The organism is Devosia sp. Soil_C_22, assembly GCF_057657195.1.
This window is the reverse complement of the sequence record NZ_JBDGIY010000001.1, coordinates 1,007,333-1,028,482: the sequence shown is the minus strand read 5'-3', so window position 1 is coordinate 1,028,482 and position 21,150 is coordinate 1,007,333. Positions and strand designations below refer to the sequence as shown.

Sequence of the window (21,150 nt, the reverse complement as noted above, 5' to 3'; positions counted from 1 at the left end):
TCAGTGCTTCAGCTGCGCCGCGATGTCGCGATAGTCGGGAAGCTTGTCCACCGGCCCGATGCCGGCGAGCGATACGTTGCCGGCGTCGAGGATCTGGCGGGCCACCTGCTTCACCCGATCGGCGGTAATGCGGTTGATGCGCTCGACCGTTTCCTGCAGCGGAATGGTGCGGCCCCAAAGAATCTGCTGGCGGGCCAGCTGACCGGCGCGCGACGACGGGCTCTCGAGCGACATCAGGAGCCCGGCGCGAATCTGGTTGCGCACCCGGATCACCTCATCCTCGGTGATGGTCTCGGTGGCCTTGCGCAGCTCATCGAGCACCACCGGCAGCAGCTCCTCGACCTCGTCTTCGCCGGTCGAGGCGGCGACGCCGAAGATGCCGGAATCGGCGAAGGCCCAGTGGAAGGCATAAACCGAGTAGCAGAGGCCGCGTTTCTCGCGCACTTCCTGGAACAGCCGGCTCGACATGCCGCCGCCCAGGATCGAGGCAAGGATCTGCACGGCGTAAAAGCCGTCCGAGTTATAGGCGCGGCCTTCCATGCCCAACACGATATGGGCCTGCTCGTGGTCGGAGACAAGCCGCTGCTCACCCCCGACATACGCGGCCTTGGTGGGCGGCGGCGCGCCGGTGGCCTTGAGGTCGTGGAAGCGATTGTTGGCGATATCGACGAGTTGGTCATGATCGACATTGCCGGCCGCGCACAACACCATGTGGTCGCCGACGTAGTTGCGATCCATGTAGGCGCGGATCGAGTCGGGGCTGAAGCTGTTCACCGACTCGACGGTGCCGAGGATGGTGCGGCCGATCGCCTGGTCGGGGAACGCCGCCTGCTGGAACAGGTCGAAGACGTGGTCGTCGGGATTGTCGCGCGCCGCGCCGATCTCCTGCACGATCACCTGCTGCTCGCGATCCAGTTCGTGCTGTTCGAACAGCGAGTTCTGGAGGATGTCCGAGAGGATGTCGCCGGCGAGCGCCACATCCTCCTTCAGCACGCGGGCGAAATAGCCGGTGTGCTCCACCGAGGTCGCGGCATTGAGGTCGCCGCCGACATTCTCGATGGTCGAAGCGATCTCGAGCGAGTCGCGGGTCTTGGTACCCTTGAACGCCATGTGCTCGAGCACGTGCGAGATGCCGTGCTCGGCTTCGGTTTCGCTGCGCGAGCCGGCCTTGACCCAGATGCCGAGCGACGCGCTTTCGAGGTGCGGCATGTCGTCGGTAAGGACGGTCATGCCATTGGGAAGCGTCGTACTCCGGACCGTCACTTGTGCTCCTCCAGCACGCGGGTCCGTGCCGAAATGAACTGCTCGATGCCGCCCTGATCGTTATCGAGGACGGTAAGGCGTTCTTCCCGTTGGTAAAGATCAGACAACCACGCCGGGAGAGCCGGTTCAATGCCCGCCGCAGCCTTCACCGCCGCCGGGAATTTCGCCGGATGCGCGGTGGAGAGGGTCACCACCGGCGTGTCGCCACCGGTGAACTGGCGCGCAACCGAGACGGCGACTGCGGTATGCGGATCGAGCAGATAGCCCGAGGCGGCCTGGACCGAACGGATCGTCTCGGACGTCTCCGCCTCGCCGGTGCGGCCGGCGGCGAAGTCGCGGCGAATGGCGGCGATGGCGCCGGCCGGGACGGTAAAGCCGCCCGACTGCTTCAACCCGCTCATCATGGTCTTGACCGCATCGGCGTCACGGCCGGCGGCCTCGAACAGCAGGCGCTCGAAGTTGGACGAGACCTGGATATCCATCGACGGGCTGATCGTCGGGCTGACGCCGGTCACCTCGTAGCGGCCGGTCTCGAGCGTGCGCGCGAGAATGTCGTTGGCATTGGTGGCAATGACCAGCTGCCGGATCGGCAGGCCCATGCGCTTGGCGCAATAGCCGGCAAAGATGTCGCCGAAATTGCCGGTGGGGACGACGAAGGTCACCTCGCGATGCGGCGAACCGAGCGCCGCCGCAGCGGTGAAATAGTAGACGATCTGCGCGACGATGCGGCCCCAGTTGATGGAATTGACGCCGCTCAGCTGCGTTGCATCGCGGAAGCGCTTGTTGTTGAACAGGCCCTTCACAATGTCCTGGCAGTCGTCGAACGTACCGCGCAGCGCGATGTTGTGCACGTTGGCGTCGAGCACCGTCGACATCTGCCGGCGCTGCACTTCCGACGTGCGCCCCTCCGGATGGAGGATGAAGATGTCGGTGGTATCGCGGCCGCGGAAGGCCTCGATGGCGGCCGAGCCGGTATCGCCCGAGGTGGCGCCGACAATGGTGGCCCGGGCGCCGCGCCGGGCGAGGATATGATCCATCACCCGGGCGAGGAACTGCATCGCCACGTCCTTGAACGCCAGGGTCGGACCGTGGAACAGCTCGAGCACGAAGTGCCCCGGCTCGAGCTCGACCAGCGGGGTCACGGACGGGTGACGGAAGGTAGCGTAGGCTTCGTCAACGATGCGGCGAAGCTCGGCGTCGGGGATTTCACCCTCGATGAAGCGGCTGATGATGTCGAAGGCGACATCGGCATAGGGCTGGTTGGCGAAGGCCGCGATCTCGGCCGGGGTCACCTGGGGCCAGTGTTCCGGAACGTAGAGACCGCCATCGGACGCAAGGCCCGCGAGGACTGCGTCTGAAAATCCGGGCACGGCCGCCCCGCCGCGCGTAGATACGAACTGCATGTAGGGGAAGCGCCCCGTGTGTCTTGCGCGTGCCTGCCGTACACGCGGGATTGGGATTGCGCCGCACCCTATTGAAACTGCGGCTGCGTCGCAAGTTTCATGGCTTGGCGTCGGTGGGCAGCTGTTGCCGGCGCACCCAGAAGAACAGCAGGAACGGCACCAGCGTGGCAAAGCCGAACCACGTAATGGCATAGCCCAGATGGTTGTTGGGGAAGCTCAGCACCGTCTCGCCCCCTTGCGGCAGGGCCCCGGCCGGGCCCGCAGGCAGGTCGATGGTGAGCGGCGCGATGTCGGCGGGCGCCGTACCGCCCATGCGGGCCAAGCGCACCGGATCCCGGACCCACTCGACTCGCTTGGCGGAATCGGGCGCCGGGGTGAAGCTGCCGACGGCTTCGGGCGAGCGGGCAAGGCCGGTAAGGCTGATGAGCCCCGGCTCGGCGGCACCGCCGCCGGCGAAGGCCTGCGCCGAATCCTGCGGGACGAAGCCGCGGTTGACGAAGATCGTGCCACCCGCCGCGAGATCGAGCGGCGTCATCACCCAGTAGCCCGGGCCGCCATACTGGCCGCGCTGGTCGCCGAGGCTGGTGAAGACCAGCACGGTATCGGCCGGCCGGTAAGTGCCCGAGACGATGACCGGGCGATATTCCCAGGCGGACGGATCGAGCGCCGGCCATTCGGCGGCCGGCGGGAGCGGCTCGGGCGGCAGGTGCATGCGCTGCTCGACGGCGGTGATCAGGCGTTCCTTCTCGCCCAGCCGTTCGAGCTGCCAGACGCCGAGCGCGGTGAACAGCACCATGAGCGCCAGCATCAGCGCGATGAAGCCCCAGAACAGGCGCCGGCGACCAGTCGGACGGGTCGCCTCAGCCATCGAAGCGGCCCTGTTCGGCGCGGTGGCGGTACTGCAGCGCGATCATGGTCGCCTTGAAGGGGCGGAGCAGCAGCAGCGACAGGATCACCGTACCGGGAATCCACAGCAGCAGGTGCACGAACGGGGGCGGATGAAACAACCCTTCGACCGCGGCGGCGGCGCCGACGATGAGGATGCCGACGATGAGGATGATGAATACCGCCGGACCGTCGCCGCTATCGGCGAAGGAGAGGTCGAGGCCACAACTTTCGCAGCGCGGCAGCACCTTCAGGTAGCCTGAAAAGAGCGGGCCTTCACCGCAACGTGGACAGCGGCAGGCGAGCCCCGTGGCAAAGGGAGATGGCAGGTGCTCGGGAACGGGATCGGTCATGCGCGGCGGTTTAGCACAAATGCGTCTTGTCGGATGCGGTATTCTGGCGCGGTAGCGGGCAACGAAAAGGCGCGGCCGAAGCCACGCCTTTCCAGATCATGCCCTTGGTCGAAGCGGTCCCGAGACTCCGGCGTCAGTAGGGCCCCCCGCCGTCGGATCGTGAAGCGCCCTAGTGGCTGAGCGCCACGCCCCAGCTGCCCCAGACGTAGACCGAGGCAAACAGGAACAGCCAGACCACGTCCACGAAGTGCCAGTACCAGGCGGCGAACTCGAAGCCGAGGTGGTGCTCGGGGGTGAACTCGTCGCGCATGGCGCGGAACAGGCAGACGATCAGGAAGATCGTGCCGACCAGCACGTGGAAGCCGTGGAAGCCGGTCGCCATGAAGAAGGCGGCGCCGTACAGGTTGGCGTCAAAGGTGAAGCCGGCCTCGGAATATTCCAGCGCCTGCACGCAGGTGAACAGCACGCCGAGCGCGATGGTGATGGCAAGGCCCCAGACGAGGCCGCGCTTGTCACGGTGCAGCAGCGCGTGGTGCGCCCAGGTGACCGCGGTGCCCGAGGTCAGCAGGATCAGCGTGTTGAACAGCGGCAGGTGCCACGGGTTGAACAGTTCGATGCCCTGCGGCGGCCAATGCCCGCCGGACCACTCCACGCGCGCATACTGCTCGGGCGCGGCGAAGTTGAAGAAGCCGTCGAAATAGGCCCAGAACCAGGCCACGAAGAACATCACCTCGGAGGCAATGAACAGGATCATGCCGTAGCGCAGGTGGATCATCACCACCGGTTTGTGATCGCCGGCCTTGCCCTCGCGGATCACGTCGGCCCACCAGGCGTAGAAGGTGTAGAGCACGCCGATGAAGCCGATGATCAGGATCCAGGGCGGGGTCAGTTCGTGGAACCAAAGCACCGCACCCAGGGCCATGACGAAGGCCGAAATCGAGCCGACAATCGGCCAGGGGCTGGGTTGGACCAGGTGGTAGTCGTGGTTGGCGTGGACGGCCATGTCAGCTTCCCTCGGTATCGGCGGCGTAGAATGTGTAGGACAGGGTGATATCGCGGACCGTGTTGAGGTCCGCATTCTGGTCAAGGTCGGGGTCGACGAAGAAGACGATCGGCATCTCCACCGTCTCACCCGGCTGTAGCGTCTGCTCGGTGAAACAGAAGCACTCGATCTTGTTGAAGTAGATGCCGGTCTGCTCGGGCGTGACGTTGAAGATCGCCTGCCCGGTGACCGGCTTGTCGGAATTGTTGGTGGCGATGAAGTTCACCGTGTCGACCGTGCCCAACTTATCGGTGATGGGCTTGGCCGGCGTGACCGTCCAGGGCAGGCCGGACTCGACGTTGGAGTCGAAGCGCACCGTGATCTCACGGGCGATGACGCCCTTGGGGTTGCCGTCGGAAACCTGGGTGGTCCCGCCAAAGCCGGTGACCTGGCAGAAGAGCTGATAGAGCGGCACGGCCGCATATGCCGCCCCTACCATGAGCAGCACAAAGCCGGCCAGCATCAGCGCCAGCCGCCTGTTCTTGGGATTGCCGTGCGGAAGCGTCGTGTCGGTCATCAGAGCGGCCGCTCGAACACGGCCGGACCCAGCTTGACGATGGTCAGCACATAGAAGGTGAGAACGATCGCGCCGAGCACCAGCGCCAGCGCGATGGAGCGCCTGCGGCGACGGGCAGTCAGTTCGGCCATTTTCGCCGGATCGAGCGGCTTTTGCGGTTCAGTCATCAGAGCCATCCCACTACCTGCGCGATATGGTCGGTCATCAACGCCAGGAAGATGATCGCGAGGTAGCTGAGCGAGTAGGTAAAGAGCGAGCGGCCGGCGCGTTTCATCGGCACCGTCTCGGTCGTGCGGAACAAGGCCCAGGCGAGCCAGACGAAGCCGGCGCCGGTGAGCACGGCTGTCACCGTGTAGATGGGGCCCATGAAACCGGTGAAGCTGGGCACGAAGGTCGAGCCGACCAGCAGCAGCGAATAGATCAGGATCTGCGCCTTGGTTACCCGCTCGCCCGCGACATTGGGGAGCATGGGGATGCCGGCGGCGCCGTAGTCGCCCTGCTTGTAGAGCGCCAGCGCCCAGAAGTGCGGCGGCGTCCACAGGAAGATGATGAGGAAGAGGACGATCGACTCGATGCTGATCGTACCGGTAACGGCGGCCCAGCCGATCATCGGCGGGAAGGCGCCGGCGGCGCCGCCGATCACGATGTTCTGCGGCGTCGAGCGCTTCAGCCACATCGTGTAGATGACGGCGTAGAAGAAGATCGTGAAGGCGAGCAGCCCGGCGGCAAGCCAGTTGGTGGCGAGCCCGAGCAGCAGGACCGAAAAGGCCGAGAGCACGAGACCCAGCGCCAGAGCGTGGTCGCGCGGCATGCGGCCGGCCGGTATGGGGCGGTTCGCCGTGCGGCTCATGACCGCGTCGATATCGGCGTCGTACCACATGTTCAGCGCACCGGAGGCCCCTGCCCCGATGGCGATGCAGACCACGGCGACGAGGCCGACGAACGGATTGATGCCGCCGGGTGCGAGCATCAGCCCGACGAAGGCGGTGAAGACGACCAGCGACATCACGCGCGGCTTGAGCAGCGCCACGTAATCCTCGACCCGCGCCTCATGGGCGCGGGGGGCGAGGTCGTGGCTATGGTGCTGCACGTAGGCCAATATGGGTCGCCTTGATGATGCGGGGCGCGAACGCCCCGCAGGATGACTTAGTGGTTCGCCGAGCTGTCGATGCGCGGCAGCGTCTGGAACTGGTGGAACGGCGGCGGCGAGGACAGGGTCCACTCCAGCGTCGTCGCCCCATCGCCCCACGGATTGGCCGGAGCCGGACGCTTCTTACGAGCCGCTTCGAACAGCAGGTAGAGGAAGAGCACGAGGCCGACGAAGGTGATGTAGTAGCCGATCGAGGACACCATGTTCCACAGCGCGAAGGCATCGGGATAGTCGACATAGCGACGCGGCATGCCGGCCAGACCGAGGAAGTGCTGCGGGAAGAAGATCAGGTTCACGCCCACGAAGGTGATCCAGAAATGGGCGTTGGCCAGCTTCTCGCTGTACATGATGCCGAACATCTTCGGGAACCAGTAATACCAGGCCGCGAAGATCGAGAACACGGCACCCAGCGACAGCACATAGTGGAAGTGAGCCACCACGTAATAGGTGTCGTGCAGGGCGCGGTCGGCACCGGCATTGGCGAGCACCACGCCGGTGACGCCGCCGACGGTGAACAGGAAGATGAAGCCGATCGCCCACAGCATCGGGGTACGGAAGGTGATCGAGCCGCCCCACATGGTGGCGATCCAGGAGAAGATCTTCACGCCGGTCGGCACCGCGATGACCATGGTGGCGGCCACGAAGTAACGCTGCACATCGAGGCTCATGCCCACGGTGTACATGTGGTGGGCCCACACGACGAAGCCGACGGCGCCGATCGCGACCATGGCGTAGACCATGGCAAGATAGCCGAAGATGGGCTTGCGCGAGAAGGTCGAGATGATGTGGCTGACCACACCGAAGCCCGGCAGGATCATGATGTACACCTCGGGGTGACCGAAGAACCAGAACAGGTGCTGGAACAGGATCGGGTCGCCGCCGCCTTCAGGCGAGAAGAAGGTGGTGCCAAAATTGCGGTCGGTCAGCAGCATGGTGATCGCGCCGGCGAGGACCGGGAGCGACAGCAGCAGAAGGAAGGCCGTCACCAGCACGGACCACGGGAACAGCGGCATCTTGTGCAGCGTCATGCCCGGGGCGCGCATGTTGAAGATCGTGGTGATCAGGTTGATCGAGCCAAGGATCGAGCTCGCGCCGGCGATGTGCAGCGATAGAATCGCGAAGTCCATGGCCGGGCCGGGCTGACCGGTGGTCGAGAACGGCGGGTAGATGGTCCAGCCGCCGCCGGTGCCGTACATGCCCGACGGACCCTCGAAGAACAGCGACAGGATCAGCAGCAGGAAGGCAAAAGGCAGGAGCCAGAACGCGATGTTGTTGATGCGCGGGAACGCCGTATCGGGCGCACCGATCATCAGCGGCGCGAAATAGTTGGCAAAGCCGCCCATCGTCGCCGGCATGACCACGAAGAACACCATGATCAGCGCGTGCGCCGTGGTGAACACGTTGAACATGTGCTTGCCGGCATCGAGCGCGACATCACCCTCGAGACCGTAGGCCATGGCCGCAAGGCCGTGGAAATACTGGATGCCTGGCTGCATCAGCTCGAGGCGCATGGCGCCAGACAGCAGCGCACCGATCACGCCCGCGGCGAGCGAGAACACCAGGTACATGATCCCGATGTCTTTGTGGTTGGTGGAGTAGACGTAGCGACGCCACCCGGTGATGTGCCCATGGCCGTGCGCAGCGTCGTGCGCATGTCCATCATGGGCTTCCAGGGCGTGAGTATCGGCCATTTGGTGCGATTCCTTCTATATTCGTCGCTTGGCGTCAGCTGAGAGCCGGCAGGGTGGCGTTGGCGTCATCGATCGAGCCGGCCTGGAACGCGGCCATCCAGGCCGCGAATTCTTCCTGCGTCACGACACGGATGGCAATCGGCATGAAGGCGTGATCCTTGCCGCACAGTTCGGAGCACTGGCCGTAGAAGATGCCGGTTTCGCGGGCGTTGAACCAGGTCTCGTTCAACTTGCCCGGCACGGCGTCGATCTTGATGCCGAAGGACGGCAGCGCGAAAGCGTGGATCACGCCGATCGGGTCGGCGGTGACCTGGACGCGCACCGTGGTGTCCACCGGCACGACGAGCTCGTAGTTCACCGCCAAGAGGCGCGGCTGGCCCTTGGCGGCCGCTTCCTCATCGGTGAGCATGTTGGACGAGAAAGTCTTCTGCTGATCGACATACTCATAGTCCCAGTACCACTGCTGGCCGGTCGCCTTGACCGTCAGGGCGGGAGCGGGAACCTCGACATCGCCGAACGAGAAGATGTTCGAGCCCAGATACTTGCGCTGGCCGTCGGGGATGGTCAGCTGGTCGGTCAGCACCGAGAAGGACGGGATGGCGATGATCACGAGGATCAGGATCGGTGCCACCGTCCAGACGATCTCGATCAGGGTGTTGTGCGTGGTCTTGGACGGGGTCGGGTTCGAGCGCGCGTTGAAGCGCACGATGCACACGACCAGCAGCACCAGCACGAGCAGCGTGATCAGCCCGGCGGTCCACAGCAGCGGGCCGTCGTGGAAGGCGTGGATCGAGTCCATGATCGGGGTCACGGAGGGCTGCAGGCCGATCTGGCCCGGCACCGGGTGCCCGGGAGCCGACTGCGCGAGAGCGGCCACCGGAGCGATTGCGAGGGCGGCGGCTCCCAGCGAGCCGATCGAAGTCAATAGTCTGCCGGTCACCTAAAACCCCCTTGAGATCCCGTCTGGTCCGGAGTTCGAGCGCGGGTTGAGGCTGACATACGCGGCATAGCAAAACGCCGCCCCGACTCAACCTCGGAGCGCTAAACTTGGAACGTGTCTAAACCACATTGGTGACAGCAAGGCAATTGAACCTGCTATGGGCACACTGCGTCAAAACGCACCTTAGCACAGGTCGATCGCTCGCCTCATGCTCGCCTTGATTGGCAGGCGTCTATCGCCCTCCCTGCCCCACGGCGAGTTGACAGCCGCCCGGGGCTAACCGATCAAGGAGGCGACCCGCCGACGCGCGGGGATTCGCAATGCAGAGCAGAAGAGTCTTTTCAGTGCGGCAATCCTTCATCGGCAGCTTGCTCGGTGTTCTCGCCTTTGTCGGCTTCGGCCTCGGCACATCGCCGGCGGCAGCCCAGGGCGTGGTGAAGGCCCAGTATGGCGACTGGCAGATGAGCTGCGACACGCCGCCCGGCGCCAGCTTCGAGCAGTGCGCCCTGATCCAGAACGTCTCGGCCGAGGACCAGCCCAATGTCGGACTGTCGGTGATCGTGCTGCGCACCGCCGACCGGCAGGCGCGCCTGCTGCGTGTGCTCGCGCCGCTTGGCGTGCTGCTGCCCAACGGGCTCGGCCTCAATATCGACGGGGCCAGTATCGGCCGCGTCGCCTTCGTGCGCTGTCTGCCCAATGGCTGCGTCGCCGAGGTGGTGCTGGACGACACGCTGATCGAGAAGCTCACCACCGGCAAGAGCGCGATCTTCTTCGTGTTCAAGACGCCCGAGGAAGGCATCGGCATACCGGTGTCGCTGAACGGCTTCAAAGACGGCTTCGCCCAGCTGCCCTAACAGGACCTTCGCATGGCGCCCCGACATCGTGTGATGCGGCTGAGCGAGGCCCATGTCGAACGGATGGCGCTGCTCGTCACCGCGGATGAGGCCAGTGCCGATGGCCAGATGGCGACCGACGAGGACTATGCCCAGTTCACGCGCGACATCCTCGCGGGCAGCGACGGCTCCGACCAGGTCTGGGTGTTCGCCTATGGCTCGCTGATCTGGAAGCCGGCCTGCGAGTTCGTCGAGATCCGTACCGGGTTGCTGCGCGGCTGGCACCGCGCCTTCTGCCTTGGATGGAACACGCGGTTCCGCGGCTCGGACGCCAATCCGGGCCTGATGCTCGCGCTTGATCGGGGCGGAGCCTGCAAGGGCGCGCTCTACCGGCTGCCGCCCGGCAAGGCCGCCGAGAATGTCGAGCTGCTGTGCCGGCGCGAGATGGGCCGCAAGCCCTCGGCGTTTCCGCCGCGCTGGGTGACGGTGGCGACCGAGCAGGGCCCGATCCGCGCCTTCACCTTCTGCATGGATCGCAACTCGGGCCGCTACGTCTCGGGCCTCAGCGAGGCGCAGGTCGCCGATGTGCTGGCCAGGGCGGTCGGCAGCCGGGGCTCGATGGTCGAGTATCTCTACAATACCGTCCGCCATCTCGAGGACATGGGCATCTACGATTCCCACCTGTGGCGGCTGCAGGAGCTGGTGGCCGAACGGCTCGATGCGATGGGCTGAGCTCGGGCCCCGGAGCCCATCCCCAAACTCGGTGTCATCCCAGCGAAAGCTGGGATCCAACGCGCCACCAGCACGGGCCGAGAGTTGGGCCCCAGTTTTCGCTGGGGTGACAGCCGGTGGGAAGAAGGCGCGCTCGAACCCGACTGAAGGGCCCAAAAACAAAAAAGCCGGGTCCGAAGACCCGGCAGTTCATCAGGAAACAAGGCCGGTGGGTGAACCGGCCCGAAGATGGCACAATCTGGGATTGGCCATAGCGTGGGCTCGAAACGCAGGCGATGGCCTACAGGTTGAGCCAATGGCGTGAACTCTCGGCCCGCTTCTGCGCCAGCTTGAAGCCGGGGCGCTGGCTGGGGCTATCGAGCGCTTCGAACAGATCCTGGCGGTTGATGCCGAGATCATCAAGACGATGAACGTCGTACTCGAGAAGCGACTCGAGGGCGATGCGGCGGGCTCGCTGAGCGCGGGCTTTGGCGAACCAGTTCACCAGGGCGCTGAACGGATGCGTAGACGCGGCAGCCATCGACGGCCGCTCGCTCGAAAGCAAGTGGACCATGGTCCTTCTCCGATTTTGAACGGGCCGCAGCAGGGAGCGCCGCGGCAGTGGTGGCGATGCCTGACCGCCGATGAGGCTCGATATGAGCCCTTGCCTTCCATTCGTCCAACAAATAGATTTCATCTAGATCATCAAATTTCGTGATGGAGACGCGGATGACCACTCCCCTCGATCTCGACCAGTTGCAGAGCTTCTGCGCCATTGCCGACTGCGGCAGCTTCACCGAAGCCGCCCGGCGGGTGAACAAGACCCAGTCGGCGGTGTCGATGCAGATCAAGCGGCTCGAGGAACGCCTCGGCCAGCCGCTTTTGACGCGCGACGGCCGTTCGGTGTCACTGACCGAGTATGGCGATGCGCTCTACTCGCGGGCGCGCCGCATGTTGCGCATCAATGCCGAGATCATGGACGTATTCTCGGACGGCGACCTCAAGGGCTCGATCCGCTTCGGCGTGCCCGACGATTACGCGGTGCGACTGCTGCCGGTGATCCTGTCAAGCTTCCAGCGCACCCATCCCAAGATCGTGGTCGATGTGCGCTGCCAGCCGTCCGAGGAATTGCTCGAGGGGATGAAGAAGGGCAAGTACGACCTCATCGTCTTCACCCAGGGCACCAACCATGAATATGGCGAGCTGTTCCGCACGGAGCGGATGTTCTGGGTCGCCTCGCATGGCGGGCAGGCGCTGGCCACCGAGCCGCTGCCGATTGCGGGCGGACTGCAGTGCTGCTGGAAGGAAAACGCCATCGAGGTGCTGAACCGCATCGGGCGCGACTATCGGATCGCCTATACCTCCTCGAACGCCATGGCGATCGCCAGCGCCGTACTGACCGACCTCGCGGTCGGCTTCCTGCCCGAAAGCGCGCTGCAGCCGGGTATGCGGGTGATCGCCGAAGATCGCGACCTGCCCCGCCTGCGCGATGCCGAAATCGCCATCATGCGCGCCAGCCATGCCTATGGCGGCATCTACGATGCGCTGGCCAGCCACATCGTCGCCTCGATGGGCAATCTCGATGGCCAGGACAGCCTGCCGATGGCCGCCGAATAGCCGCGCTCGGTTGACACCCCTCCCGCCCGGGCTCAAAGTAACGGGCGGAGAGGTGTATAATGCGGACAAATATTGTTTTGGTCGCTGCGAGCCTGTTCCTTGCGACAGGCGTCGCGGCGCAAGATACGCCGACCTCGCTGAAAATCCCCGGAAATCTGGTCGAAATGGCGGCTGGCGATGCCAACAGCTATGTGCTGTTCGTGCAGCGCTTCCTCGCTGACAGAGGCGAGTATGCCGGGCCCGTTGATGGCCTGCTGACCCAGCAGACCATCAGTTCATTGAACGCCTTTTGCCGCAGCGCCGGGATCGGCGATGCATGCATGCGTGGTCCATTGCTGCCCGAGGCGATCGCAGCGGTTCAATCAGCCATCGGCACGGCGGCAGGCGGATCGGCCACCACCGAAGCGTCGGCGCAGCCTCCGTCCACTACGCCGGATGCCGCGGTGGTGAGGCCACTGGTCGCGGCGAGCGAGCCCCTGTCCCTTCCGGACGGCTGGACGCTGGAGGAGAGCGGCGGGCCCGGCGCCACGGGCATCGAGGCCGAGGTGGTTGCCGCGGGGGCCAATGACGCGACGATCCACTTCGTCGGCACTGCTACCCGGCAGGGCTATATCAACGTGCTGACCGGCACGGGTGAACCGGCAGAGCCCGGTACGTGGGTCGCCGAGCTGTCCGGCCGGCAAGACCGACCCAGCCCCGACGGCCAGGGCGAACTCTACCTGCGGACCGCGATGTTCCAGGAGTCGGTCTATCTTGGAGAGCTGTTCAAAGGCGTGCCGCTGAGCGACGCCGGCGACGAGCAACAGGTGACGGGATCGGGCCAGCCTCGGCCAGACGCCACCCGTCTCGCCCCCTATGTGCAGCTGTTTGTCGAGCCCGGCCAGCAGGTGAACGTGGTGGTCCACATCGCCGACCCGAGCTTCGCCCGGGCGCCATAGAGCGGGAACGCTTAACGTTTGAGGCGGTCCACACACTCTGGCGTCATCCCCGCGAAGGCGGGGATCCAGCGGCCGCACGCTCGGCGCCCGGACTGGGTTCCCGCCTTCGCGGGGATGACATTGCGGGTGGGGCGCCTGCCCCGGTCTGATCGAGAAGTGCTCTAGATCTCGGCTTCGTCGAAGATGCGGCCGAGATCGCCCGCCCATTCGCCGTTGTATTTGTCGAGCCAGCGGTCGGCCTGGGTCTTGCCGAGGTCGAGCGTCTGGTTGAGCGGCTTCAGGAAGATCGTCTCGTCATTGCCGCCCTGCACGTACTTGCGCCGGCGCAGGCCATCGCCAGCGAGATCGACGACAATCCGGGCGATGTCGGCGACGGTGCCGGCGCGGAACGGGGTGTGGATCGCCGTGCGCGGCACCTCGTTGCGCAGCGTCTGGCGCTCCGCCTCGGTCCAGTCGCTGACCAGGTCCCAGGCCGCGTCGAGCGCTTCGTCATCATAGAGCAGGCCGACCCAGAGGGCCGAGAGCGCGAGCACGTGGTCGCGGTCGCCCATGTCCGCGCCGCGCTGCTCGAGGAATTGCTTCAGCCGCACCTCGGGGAACAGGGTCGAGAGATGGTTCTCCCAATCCTTGATCGTCGGCTTGGCCCCCGGCAGTTGCGGCAGCTTTCCATCGAGGAAGGCCCGGAAGCTCTCGCCGGCGGTGTTGATGTACTCGCCATTGCGGATGACGAAGTACATCGGGACATCGAGGGCGTGGTCGGCGTAGCGCTCGAAGCCGAAGCCCGTCTCGAACGCAAACGGCAGCATGCCGGTGCGGTCGCGATCGGTGTTGAGCCAGATATGCGAGCGGAAGCTCAGGTAGCCCGAGGGCTTGCCATCGACGAAGGGCGAGTTGGCGAACAGCGCGGTGACGATGGGCTGCAGCGCCAGCGAAACGCGCAGCTTCTTGACCATGTCGGCTTCGTCGGAAAAGTCGAGATTGGCCTGCACGGTGGCCGACCGATACATCATCGAAGTGCCGAGCGTGCCGACCTTGTCCATGTAGGGGGTCATGATGCCGTAGCGCGACTTCGGCATGGCCGGGATGTCGCGGACGGCCCAGAGCGGGGTCACGCCCAGCCCGAGGAAATGAATGTTCAGCGGTCCGCCGACGGCGCGACAATCCTCGAGATGCGTGTCCAGCTCGAGAGCCGCGTCGTGGATGGTCTGCTGCGGCGCGCCGGATAGCTCGAACTGGCCGCCAGGCTCGAGCGAGATGCCGCCGATCGCGCCCAGATTGCGCAGGCCGATCGGGTTGCCGCGGTCGCAGAACGGGTGCCAGGCGGTACGCGCCTCGATGCCCTTCAGCAGCGCATGGACGCCGTCGTCGCCCTCGTAGGGAACGGGCCGGATCGGCTGCTTGCGGTAGACATGCTTCTCATGCTCGGTGCCGACACGCCATTCCGACCGGGGCTTGCCGCCAACTGCCATTACCTCGATGAGGTCGGCCCGCGACTCGATCAGCGGGGCATGTTCTTCGCCAGCCATGGGCACTCCAAACGGGTCGTCGGCCGGGCTGGGTGCCGGGCGGGCGGGAACATAGCCGCCCGCGTTGCGATTGCAATGGGCTTTATCGCCAATCACCGATGATGGCCTGAACCACCGCTAAGGCTGCCACGCCAGCGGTATCGGCACGCAGGATGCGGGGGCCAAGGCTGATCGGGACGACGAAGGATTGCGCCAGCAGCAGCGCCCGCTCCTCGTTGGAGAAGCCACCCTCGGGGCCGATGAGGATGCCGACCGTCAGGCCATCAAGGTCGCGCAACTGGTTGACCGGCGAGGTGGAGGGCGCGCTTTCGTCGCAGAAGATCAGGCGGCGCAGGCCCTGGGTCTGCTGCCACTGAGCAAGCAGGTCCGTGAGGGCCACTTCCTCGGGAACCACCGGAACGCTCAGCATCTCGCACTGCTCGGCCGCCTCGATGACATTGGCGACGAGCTTGTCGGTGCGAAGGCGGCTGACCTGGGTGTAGCGGGTGATCACCGGCTGGATCACCCCTGCCCCCATCTCGGTCGCCTTCTGCACCAGATAGTCGAGCCGCCCGGTTTTGAGCGGGGCAAAGCCGAACCACAGGTCGGGTTTGGCGGTCTGGTGCTGGGTCTGCACCACGATTTCGAGCGTCGCGCCCTTGCGATGATCGTCGGCAATGCGGGCCATCCACGCGCCGTCGCTGCCGTTGAACACGACCAGCGCGTCGGCCTGCTTCATCCGCAGCACGGAGAGCAGGTAGTTCGTATGGTCACGGCCAAGTTCGAGGTGACCGCCGGCGGCGAGCGGCGCCTCGACATAGAGGCGTGGCAGGGTCTTGTGCGATCTGGGCATCGTGGTACGCGTGACGCTGAGTGGCTGAACAGCCATTAGCTCACAGGCGAGGCAGGATGCAAAGCCCCGACAAATCGGCAGGCCGGGTGGCCGACGCACAGCGCGGCAACTGGGTCGACGACTATTTCCCGGCCTGGCTGAAGCCCTATGGCCGGCTGGCACGCTGGGACCGTCCGACGCCGCTGCTGCTGCTGTTCTGGCCCTGCGCCTTCGGCCTCGCGCTCGCCACGTTGGCGACCCCGGGGCTCGGTTTCGACCTCTGGGCGCTCATACTGTTCCTCTTCGGCGCGGCGGTGATGCGCGGCGCCGGCTGCACCTTCAACGATATCGTCGATACCGACATCGACATGAAGGTCGCCCGCACCCGCTCGCGGCCGATTCCCTCCGGGCAGGTGAGCAAGAAGGAGGCGGCGCTGTTCCTCCTCGTGCAGTTGCTCGTCGGGCTGATCGTCCTCATCCAGTTCAACAGCCTCACCGTGATCCTCGGCGTCTCCTCGCTGGCGCTGGTCGCCATCTACCCGTTCATGAAGCGGGTGACGTGGTGGCCGCAGCTCTTTCTCGGCCTCGCCTTCAACTGGGGCGCGCTGATCGGCTGGACGTCGCAGACCGGCAGCCTCGCCCTCCCCCCACTGCTGCTCTATGCCGGCTCGATCCTGTGGACCATCGGCTACGACACGATCTACGCGCTGCAGGACATCGAGGACGACGCATTGATCGGCGTCCGCTCGACCGCCCGCCTGTTCGGGCGCCGGGCCCGGACCTTTGTCGGACTATTCTACCTGGGCGCGCTGTCACTCTGGACCTGGGCCGGACTTTCGGCCGGTGCAGGGCCGGTTTATCTCGTACTAATGCTCGTTCCAGCGGGCCTGTTCGCCTGGCAGATCCGCACCCTCGACCCGCACAACGCCACCAACGCCATGGTCCGCTTCCGCTCCAATCACTGGGTCGGCGTGGCCCTGACGCTGGCCTTGCTGATCGATTGGCTGGCCTGAAAAAGCGAAGGACCGACCCCGGGAGAAGGGATCGGTCCGCTCGTAAGTCTTGGAGGTCGCTACGAGATTTCCGGCAGCTCAAACGTGCATGGGATCACTGCCGGTGATTGGACTAGAAACGGCGAAAGCGCCGGAAAAGTTCCGTCAGGATGCAGTTTCGCCCGGCTTGCGGCGATTGAGGAAACGCGGACGGCGGGCTGCCTCGGCAACAAGCCGCCGGCGATCGTGCTTTTCGCCCAGCGCCACGCCATCGACGGTCTGCGAGTAGGGCAGCAGGTTGCCGTCGCCCGCCTTGATGTAGAGCGGCAGGCGAAGCTTCTTGCCCCAGTTCTGCCATTCGGCGACGACGTTCGAGTTTCCGACCTCCTCGAACACCCGGTAGTTCAGCTCCGGATCGCCGTGCACCAGCTCGATGGCGCTCGAGAGCAGCCCTTCGTCGCTGATATGGGTAGAGACGGCGACGCCGATGAATTCGTCGACCGGCACCTTGATCTTGATCGCCACGCCGCTCTTTTCGAGCGTGCGGCGCACGGTCACGGTGTGGATCGGGTCCCTCGGACCATTGTCATTTGCCGGTCCGAAATGGCGCGGTGTCACGGCGGGGGTGCGAGGCTTGCGTCCCTCGCTGAACAGCATCACGACGGACGAACCGTCGATCCCAACACGACCCTTCATGGCAACCTTCCTGTCAACTTTCGAGAGCTTGTTTTTCCGCCCTCTTTGATGTCGCCAATCTAGCGCCCCCCATTGGCGCCCCGCTTAAGAAACTGGGTTAAGTTTGGGTTGGCTTTGCTCAGGGTTAGCGGGGTGTGACCGGGTGTAACGCAGCATTAAGCGATTGAACTGGCTCACACTTAACCAAATCTCCGACTGTGATCTGGACACGCGTAACTTGCCGTCACGGCGCTCGCGGCGGGCCTTGTTACGCGGGCGCGATGCGCCTAGAAGCGGCGCCGGATATGGCCGGACAAAACAGCGACATCGCCGAGACAACGACCGCCGCGGAAGACCGCGAATTGCTGCGGTCCGCCGCCGTCGCGGCTGGCATCATCGCCTCGGGCTATTTTCGCCGCGACCTCAAGACCTGGACCAAGGAAAACGCCTCGCCCGTCAGCGAGGCCGACATCGTGCTCGACGACTATCTGCGCAACACGCTGCTCGCCGCACGCCCGGGCTATGGCTGGCTGAGCGAGGAGACGGCAGACAACCCGGATCGCCTGAGCCATCGGCGCGTGTTCATCGTCGATCCCATCGATGGGACCCGCGGGTTCATCCGGGGCGAAGACAGCTGGACGGTGTCGCTGGCCGTAGTCGAGGACGGCATCGCGGTGGCTGGCGTGGTCTTCGCGCCGGCGCGCGACGAGATGTTCGACGCGGCACTCGGCGAAGGGGCCCAGCTCAACGGCCGTCCGCTTGTGCCCCAGCGGCACCCCGGACAGACCTTGCCATTGATCCCGGCGCCGGGAGCCGTGCATCAGGAGCTGCAGGCGCTTGGCCTCGACTACAAGCGCGGCCCGGCCTACCCCTCCCTGGCCTACCGGCTGGTGCAGGTGGCCACCGGATATCTCGATGCGGCAGTAACGCGACGCGGCGCGCAGGACTGGGACATTGCCGGCGCGGCGTGCATTCTTGCCGAGGCGGGGATCGGCTTCGAGGATGTGTGCATAGGTGCCCTGCGCTTCAACCGCCCCGAAATCCGGCACGGCGCGCTTGCGGCCCTCAGGGAGCCTTCGCTAAAAGCGCCGTTACATGCGGCGCTGGTCAAGGTCTATGGCTGCCCGCAGCCGCAGGAAGTCGATCTGGAGCGTCTCAAGCCGTGAGCAAAGCCAAGAAGGCCGAACCCAAGCAACAGCTCTTGCACCTCGTCATCGGCGGCGAGGTCGAAAAGGGTGAAGACGTATTTTTCAAGGACCTGGCCGCCGTGGACCTGGTCGGCGTCTACCCTAACTATGCCGCGGCCCACGCGGTGTGGAAGCAGAAGGCGCAGCTGACGGTGGACAACGCCGAGATGCGCTACTTCGTGGTGCACCTGCACCGGCTGCTCAATCCCGAAGACGACGAAGAATAGGCATCAGCCGCGCTTACCGATCTGGGCCAGCAGGTCCGCGACCAGCGCGTCGAGTTGCCGCTCGGCAGCGGTTGAGACCTGTCGGAACGCGCCGATCATGTTTTCGCGGCGCGACGCATCGTCGATGAGCGAGATGATGGCGCTGGGGAGCGCTGCCGCATCCCCCACCTGTGTCGCGCAGCCGAGGGCGGCGAGAGCCTCATGCATCGGTAGCTGACGGGAAATGTCCGGGCCGCAGATGCTGGCGGCGCCGGCATGCAGGGGCTCGGACAGATCATGACCGCCGAGGTTGGCGAAGGTGCCGCAAACGACACCGACCGTTGCCTGGGCATAGACGCCTGCGAGAGTCCCCATTTCATCGAGCCAAACCAACGGGCCGGCTTCCGCCAGCTCACCGATGTGATCGATGATGCGCAGTTGTACGCCAAGGCTGGAACTCAGCACCTCGCCCGGAATCCGGCCGGGATAGCGCGGGACGAGGACCAGGCAAAGCTCGGGCCGCGCCGCTCGGAGGGCGGCGATGGCCGGCGCCAGTGCCGGAAGCTCGTCGCGGTGCACGTTGCCGAAGGCGATCAGCGGCGGGGACGCTTTTGCGACGGTTGCGCCTGCCCGCGTCGGGACGAGCTTGAGGTTGCCCGTTACCGTGATCCGCTCGTGCGGCACGCCAAGCGCGGCATAGCGGCCGGCGATGATGTCATTCTGTGCATAGATGCGATCGGCCCTGAGGAGCGTCCGTTTCGCGACTGCAGCGTTGCGCTGGTGGCGGGCGAAGCTGCGCGGCGACATGGTGGCGTTGGCCACCACGACCGGAACGCCGGCTTCTGCAGCGGCGGCGAACTGAGCCGGCCAGAACTCGGACTCGACGAGGACTAGCAGGTCCGGCCTCACCTCGCGAAGCACGCGACGCTGTGCCTCCAGTGTGTCGAGCGGCATGATGAAGCTGGACTCGTCACCGGCGATCGCGCGGACACGGTCGTAGCCCGAATAGGTGGTGGCCGAGAGGACGACCGAGAGGCCGGGATCGCGGGCCAACAAGCGCTGGCGCAACAGCTCGGCGACCTTCGACTCTCCGGCCGAGACCGCGTGGATCCAGATGCGCCGACCTCGCGCGGGTGCCGGCAGCGCCGGCTGCAGCCGCTTGCCGAACCAGTCCGCACCGCCCTCGTCGCTTTTGCCGAAACGCGAAAGCACGGCGTAGTGGAGCCACGAGAGCGCTACGACGAGCCCCCCGTAAAGCTTCCATCTGAACGGCACGCTCCGCTTCACGCGAGCCCGGCTCCCTTGTTCCGCCTTGTGACTAGCCGGTCGGCGAGGGGCGCACAACCTTGCGACGGCGAGCCGATTGCTGCTAAGGCAGCCGCATGTCTTCAGCAAGGCGCGGACCCGGCCCTACCGTGCGCTACCCAATCGCCAACGACGCCCGACTACAGCAGCTGAGCCTCGATGAGGCCCGGGCGGCCGTACGTATCGAAATAGAGGGGCTGGAGGCGCTGGCGCAGTCGCTCGATGGCTCGTTCGTGGCGTTGGTCGAGCTGATCCAGCGGGCGCCCGGACGCGTCATTCTCTCGGGCGTCGGCAAGAGCGCGCATATTGCCCGCAAGGTCGCCGCGACGCTCGCTTCCACCGGCACGCCGGCGCAGTTCGTGCACGGCGGCGACGCCAGCCATGGCGACCTGGGGATGATCACCACTTCAGATGTCGTGGTGATGTTCTCCAAATCCGGCGGCACAGCCGAACTCGAGGACCTGGCCAACTATTGCGCGCGCTTCGCCATTCCGCTGGCGCTGATCACGGCGCGGGCCGACAGCCGGCTGGGACGCGCGGCGAATATTGTCGTCGCCCTGCCCGATGCGCCCGAGGCCTGTGACGTCACCGCGGCGCCGACGACGTCGACGACAATGATGGCGGCGCTCGGCGATGCGCTGGCGGTAGTTCTGCTCAAGCGCCGCGGCTTCAAGGCTGCCGATTTCCACGTGTTCCATCCCGGCGGCACGCTGGGCAGCGCGCTACTGACGGTGGGCGAGGTGATGCACCAAGGCGAGGGCCTCCCACTCGTTGTCGCGGACGCGAGCGTCGCCGATGCGATCCTCGAGATGAGCTCGAAGGGCTTTGGCTGCACCGGCGTGGTCGATGCCGACGGGCAGCTTGTCGGCGTGATCACCGATGGCGACCTGCGCCGGCACATGGCCGATGGGTTGCTGCACGCGTCAGCGGCCAGCGTGATGACGACCAATCCGCGCGTCATCGACGGCGAGGCGTTGCTCAGCGAGGCCCTGCGCCAGATGACTGTGCTGACGCCACGGATCACCGCGATCTTCGCGCTCGATGGTCGCCGCCCGGTCGGCATTGTGCACCTGCACGACTGCCTCCGCGTCGGACTCGCCTGAGG

General features: G+C 65.5%; 23 protein-coding genes. 8 read left to right on the top strand and 15 right to left on the bottom strand.

Annotated features, from left to right (window positions below; translation table 11 throughout):
- The 10 genes from AC3A6I_RS04765 to coxB form a co-directional block, all read right to left on the bottom strand.
- Positions 1 to 1,263, bottom strand: coding sequence for a M16 family metallopeptidase (locus tag AC3A6I_RS04765; protein ID WP_487542124.1), 1,263 nt, complete (start codon positions 1,261 to 1,263; stop codon positions 1 to 3).
- On the bottom strand, positions 1,260 to 2,666 hold the full coding sequence (thrC, locus tag AC3A6I_RS04760) for a threonine synthase (protein WP_487542123.1): 1,407 nt from the start codon (positions 2,664 to 2,666) through the stop codon (positions 1,260 to 1,262). The genes AC3A6I_RS04765 and thrC overlap by 4 nt, the downstream gene beginning before the upstream one ends.
- Before the next feature lie 97 nt (positions 2,667 to 2,763).
- Positions 2,764 to 3,534: an SURF1 family protein gene (locus AC3A6I_RS04755; protein ID WP_487542122.1), complete on the bottom strand. Its 771-nt coding sequence runs from the start codon at positions 3,532 to 3,534 to the stop codon at positions 2,764 to 2,766.
- Positions 3,527 to 3,904, bottom strand: coding sequence for a DUF983 domain-containing protein (locus AC3A6I_RS04750; RefSeq protein ID WP_487542120.1), 378 nt, complete (start codon positions 3,902 to 3,904; stop codon positions 3,527 to 3,529). The genes AC3A6I_RS04755 and AC3A6I_RS04750 overlap by 8 nt, the downstream gene beginning before the upstream one ends.
- A gap of 169 nt (positions 3,905 to 4,073) precedes the next feature.
- Entirely contained in the window at positions 4,074 to 4,907 is an 834-nt protein-coding gene (locus tag AC3A6I_RS04745) for a cytochrome c oxidase subunit 3 (RefSeq protein WP_487542118.1), read from the bottom strand.
- 1 nt (position 4,908) lies between these two features.
- Positions 4,909 to 5,463 carry a cytochrome c oxidase assembly protein gene (locus tag AC3A6I_RS04740; RefSeq protein ID WP_487542116.1) on the bottom strand — a complete coding sequence of 185 codons (555 nt, stop codon included), beginning with the start codon at positions 5,461 to 5,463 and terminating at the stop codon, positions 4,909 to 4,911.
- Positions 5,463 to 5,639 carry a hypothetical protein gene (locus AC3A6I_RS04735; protein WP_487542114.1) on the bottom strand — a complete coding sequence of 59 codons (177 nt, stop codon included), beginning with the start codon at positions 5,637 to 5,639 and terminating at the stop codon, positions 5,463 to 5,465. The genes AC3A6I_RS04740 and AC3A6I_RS04735 overlap by 1 nt, the downstream gene beginning before the upstream one ends.
- On the bottom strand, positions 5,630 to 6,562 hold the full coding sequence (locus tag AC3A6I_RS04730; RefSeq protein ID WP_487542112.1) for a heme o synthase: 933 nt from the start codon (positions 6,560 to 6,562) through the stop codon (positions 5,630 to 5,632). Before AC3A6I_RS04730 ends, AC3A6I_RS04735 begins: the two co-directional genes overlap by 10 nt.
- 47 nt (positions 6,563 to 6,609) lie before the next feature.
- Positions 6,610 to 8,304, bottom strand: a complete 1,695-nt coding sequence (gene ctaD, locus AC3A6I_RS04725) for a cytochrome c oxidase subunit I (protein WP_487542111.1) — start codon at positions 8,302 to 8,304, stop codon at positions 6,610 to 6,612.
- Positions 8,305 to 8,338: 34 nt separating this feature from the next.
- Entirely contained in the window at positions 8,339 to 9,244 is a 906-nt protein-coding gene (coxB, locus tag AC3A6I_RS04720) for a cytochrome c oxidase subunit II (RefSeq protein WP_487542109.1), read from the bottom strand.
- A 320-nt stretch (positions 9,245 to 9,564) separates the two neighbouring features.
- On the opposite strand from coxB, the gene AC3A6I_RS04715 reads away from it, so the two are divergent.
- Both AC3A6I_RS04715 and AC3A6I_RS04710 read left to right on the top strand, forming a co-directional pair.
- Entirely contained in the window at positions 9,565 to 10,098 is a 534-nt protein-coding gene (locus AC3A6I_RS04715) for an invasion associated locus B family protein (protein ID WP_487542107.1), read from the top strand.
- Positions 10,099 to 10,110: 12 nt separating this feature from the next.
- Positions 10,111 to 10,809 carry a gamma-glutamylcyclotransferase gene (locus tag AC3A6I_RS04710; protein ID WP_487542105.1) on the top strand — a complete coding sequence of 233 codons (699 nt, stop codon included), beginning with the start codon at positions 10,111 to 10,113 and terminating at the stop codon, positions 10,807 to 10,809.
- Positions 10,810 to 11,089: 280 nt separating this feature from the next.
- Here AC3A6I_RS04710 and AC3A6I_RS04705 read toward each other — a convergent pair whose 3' ends face one another.
- Positions 11,090 to 11,362 (bottom strand): hypothetical protein, encoded by a 273-nt coding sequence (locus AC3A6I_RS04705; protein WP_487542103.1) that lies wholly within the window; start codon positions 11,360 to 11,362, stop codon positions 11,090 to 11,092.
- 155 nt (positions 11,363 to 11,517) lie between these two features.
- Here AC3A6I_RS04705 and AC3A6I_RS04700 point away from each other — a divergent pair, with 155 nt between their 5' ends.
- Positions 11,518 to 12,405 (top strand): LysR family transcriptional regulator, encoded by an 888-nt coding sequence (locus AC3A6I_RS04700; RefSeq protein WP_487542101.1) that lies wholly within the window; start codon positions 11,518 to 11,520, stop codon positions 12,403 to 12,405.
- 59 nt (positions 12,406 to 12,464) lie between these two features.
- A complete protein-coding gene (locus tag AC3A6I_RS04695) occupies positions 12,465 to 13,343 on the top strand; it encodes a hypothetical protein (RefSeq protein ID WP_487542099.1) in 879 nt (292 codons plus the stop codon).
- Positions 13,344 to 13,504: 161 nt separating this feature from the next.
- Here AC3A6I_RS04695 and AC3A6I_RS04690 read toward each other — a convergent pair whose 3' ends face one another.
- Positions 13,505 to 14,869: a glutamate--cysteine ligase gene (locus AC3A6I_RS04690; RefSeq protein WP_487542098.1), complete on the bottom strand. Its 1,365-nt coding sequence runs from the start codon at positions 14,867 to 14,869 to the stop codon at positions 13,505 to 13,507.
- A gap of 82 nt (positions 14,870 to 14,951) precedes the next feature.
- Entirely contained in the window at positions 14,952 to 15,701 is a 750-nt protein-coding gene (locus AC3A6I_RS04685) for a 16S rRNA (uracil(1498)-N(3))-methyltransferase (protein ID WP_487542096.1), read from the bottom strand.
- A gap of 56 nt (positions 15,702 to 15,757) precedes the next feature.
- On the opposite strand from AC3A6I_RS04685, the gene ubiA reads away from it, so the two are divergent.
- Positions 15,758 to 16,693 carry a 4-hydroxybenzoate octaprenyltransferase gene (gene ubiA, locus AC3A6I_RS04680; RefSeq protein WP_487542094.1) on the top strand — a complete coding sequence of 312 codons (936 nt, stop codon included), beginning with the start codon at positions 15,758 to 15,760 and terminating at the stop codon, positions 16,691 to 16,693.
- A gap of 144 nt (positions 16,694 to 16,837) precedes the next feature.
- Here ubiA and AC3A6I_RS04675 read toward each other — a convergent pair whose 3' ends face one another.
- Positions 16,838 to 17,368: a DUF6101 family protein gene (locus AC3A6I_RS04675; RefSeq protein ID WP_487542093.1), complete on the bottom strand. Its 531-nt coding sequence runs from the start codon at positions 17,366 to 17,368 to the stop codon at positions 16,838 to 16,840.
- Between the two features lie 260 nt (positions 17,369 to 17,628).
- On the opposite strand from AC3A6I_RS04675, the gene AC3A6I_RS04670 reads away from it, so the two are divergent.
- Both AC3A6I_RS04670 and AC3A6I_RS04665 read left to right on the top strand, forming a co-directional pair.
- The gene (locus AC3A6I_RS04670) at positions 17,629 to 18,513 is read left to right on the top strand and encodes a 3'(2'),5'-bisphosphate nucleotidase CysQ (protein ID WP_487542091.1); all 885 of its coding nucleotides are present in this window, start codon (positions 17,629 to 17,631) and stop codon (positions 18,511 to 18,513) included.
- Positions 18,510 to 18,761, top strand: a complete 252-nt coding sequence (locus AC3A6I_RS04665) for a DUF4170 domain-containing protein (RefSeq protein WP_487542089.1) — start codon at positions 18,510 to 18,512, stop codon at positions 18,759 to 18,761. The genes AC3A6I_RS04670 and AC3A6I_RS04665 overlap by 4 nt, the downstream gene beginning before the upstream one ends.
- Before the next feature lie 3 nt (positions 18,762 to 18,764).
- Here AC3A6I_RS04665 and AC3A6I_RS04660 read toward each other — a convergent pair whose 3' ends face one another.
- Positions 18,765 to 20,027: a 3-deoxy-D-manno-octulosonic acid transferase gene (locus AC3A6I_RS04660; RefSeq protein ID WP_487542087.1), complete on the bottom strand. Its 1,263-nt coding sequence runs from the start codon at positions 20,025 to 20,027 to the stop codon at positions 18,765 to 18,767.
- A 128-nt stretch (positions 20,028 to 20,155) separates the two neighbouring features.
- Here AC3A6I_RS04660 and AC3A6I_RS04655 point away from each other — a divergent pair, with 128 nt between their 5' ends.
- Positions 20,156 to 21,148: a KpsF/GutQ family sugar-phosphate isomerase gene (locus tag AC3A6I_RS04655; RefSeq protein ID WP_487542085.1), complete on the top strand. Its 993-nt coding sequence runs from the start codon at positions 20,156 to 20,158 to the stop codon at positions 21,146 to 21,148.
- The last annotated feature ends 2 nt before the right edge of the window (positions 21,149 to 21,150 follow it).

What these genes read in the sequence shown, in the direction of transcription:
- AC3A6I_RS04700 (WP_487542101.1), top strand. Translation starts at nt 11,518, where the DNA reads ATGACCACTCCCCTCGATCTCGACCAGTTGCAGAGCTTCTGCGCCATT.
- AC3A6I_RS04735 (WP_487542114.1), bottom strand. Translation starts at nt 5,639, where the DNA reads ATGGCTCTGATGACTGAACCGCAAAAGCCGCTCGATCCGGCGAAAATG.
- AC3A6I_RS04715 (WP_487542107.1), top strand. Translation starts at nt 9,565, where the DNA reads ATGCAGAGCAGAAGAGTCTTTTCAGTGCGGCAATCCTTCATCGGCAGC.
- AC3A6I_RS04750 (WP_487542120.1), bottom strand. Translation starts at nt 3,904, where the DNA reads ATGACCGATCCCGTTCCCGAGCACCTGCCATCTCCCTTTGCCACGGGG.
- AC3A6I_RS04705 (WP_487542103.1), bottom strand. Translation starts at nt 11,362, where the DNA reads ATGGTCCACTTGCTTTCGAGCGAGCGGCCGTCGATGGCTGCCGCGTCT.
- AC3A6I_RS04695 (WP_487542099.1), top strand. Translation starts at nt 12,465, where the DNA reads ATGCGGACAAATATTGTTTTGGTCGCTGCGAGCCTGTTCCTTGCGACA.
- AC3A6I_RS04675 (WP_487542093.1), bottom strand. Translation starts at nt 17,368, where the DNA reads ATGAAGGGTCGTGTTGGGATCGACGGTTCGTCCGTCGTGATGCTGTTC.
- AC3A6I_RS04685 (WP_487542096.1), bottom strand. Translation starts at nt 15,701, where the DNA reads ATGCCCAGATCGCACAAGACCCTGCCACGCCTCTATGTCGAGGCGCCG.
- thrC (WP_487542123.1), bottom strand. Translation starts at nt 2,666, where the DNA reads ATGCAGTTCGTATCTACGCGCGGCGGGGCGGCCGTGCCCGGATTTTCA.
- AC3A6I_RS04710 (WP_487542105.1), top strand. Translation starts at nt 10,111, where the DNA reads ATGGCGCCCCGACATCGTGTGATGCGGCTGAGCGAGGCCCATGTCGAA.
- ubiA (WP_487542094.1), top strand. Translation starts at nt 15,758, where the DNA reads ATGCAAAGCCCCGACAAATCGGCAGGCCGGGTGGCCGACGCACAGCGC.
- AC3A6I_RS04740 (WP_487542116.1), bottom strand. Translation starts at nt 5,463, where the DNA reads ATGACCGACACGACGCTTCCGCACGGCAATCCCAAGAACAGGCGGCTG.
- AC3A6I_RS04755 (WP_487542122.1), bottom strand. Translation starts at nt 3,534, where the DNA reads ATGGCTGAGGCGACCCGTCCGACTGGTCGCCGGCGCCTGTTCTGGGGC.
- AC3A6I_RS04745 (WP_487542118.1), bottom strand. Translation starts at nt 4,907, where the DNA reads ATGGCCGTCCACGCCAACCACGACTACCACCTGGTCCAACCCAGCCCC.
- AC3A6I_RS04670 (WP_487542091.1), top strand. Translation starts at nt 17,629, where the DNA reads ATGCGCCTAGAAGCGGCGCCGGATATGGCCGGACAAAACAGCGACATC.
- ctaD (WP_487542111.1), bottom strand. Translation starts at nt 8,304, where the DNA reads ATGGCCGATACTCACGCCCTGGAAGCCCATGATGGACATGCGCACGAC.
- AC3A6I_RS04690 (WP_487542098.1), bottom strand. Translation starts at nt 14,869, where the DNA reads ATGGCTGGCGAAGAACATGCCCCGCTGATCGAGTCGCGGGCCGACCTC.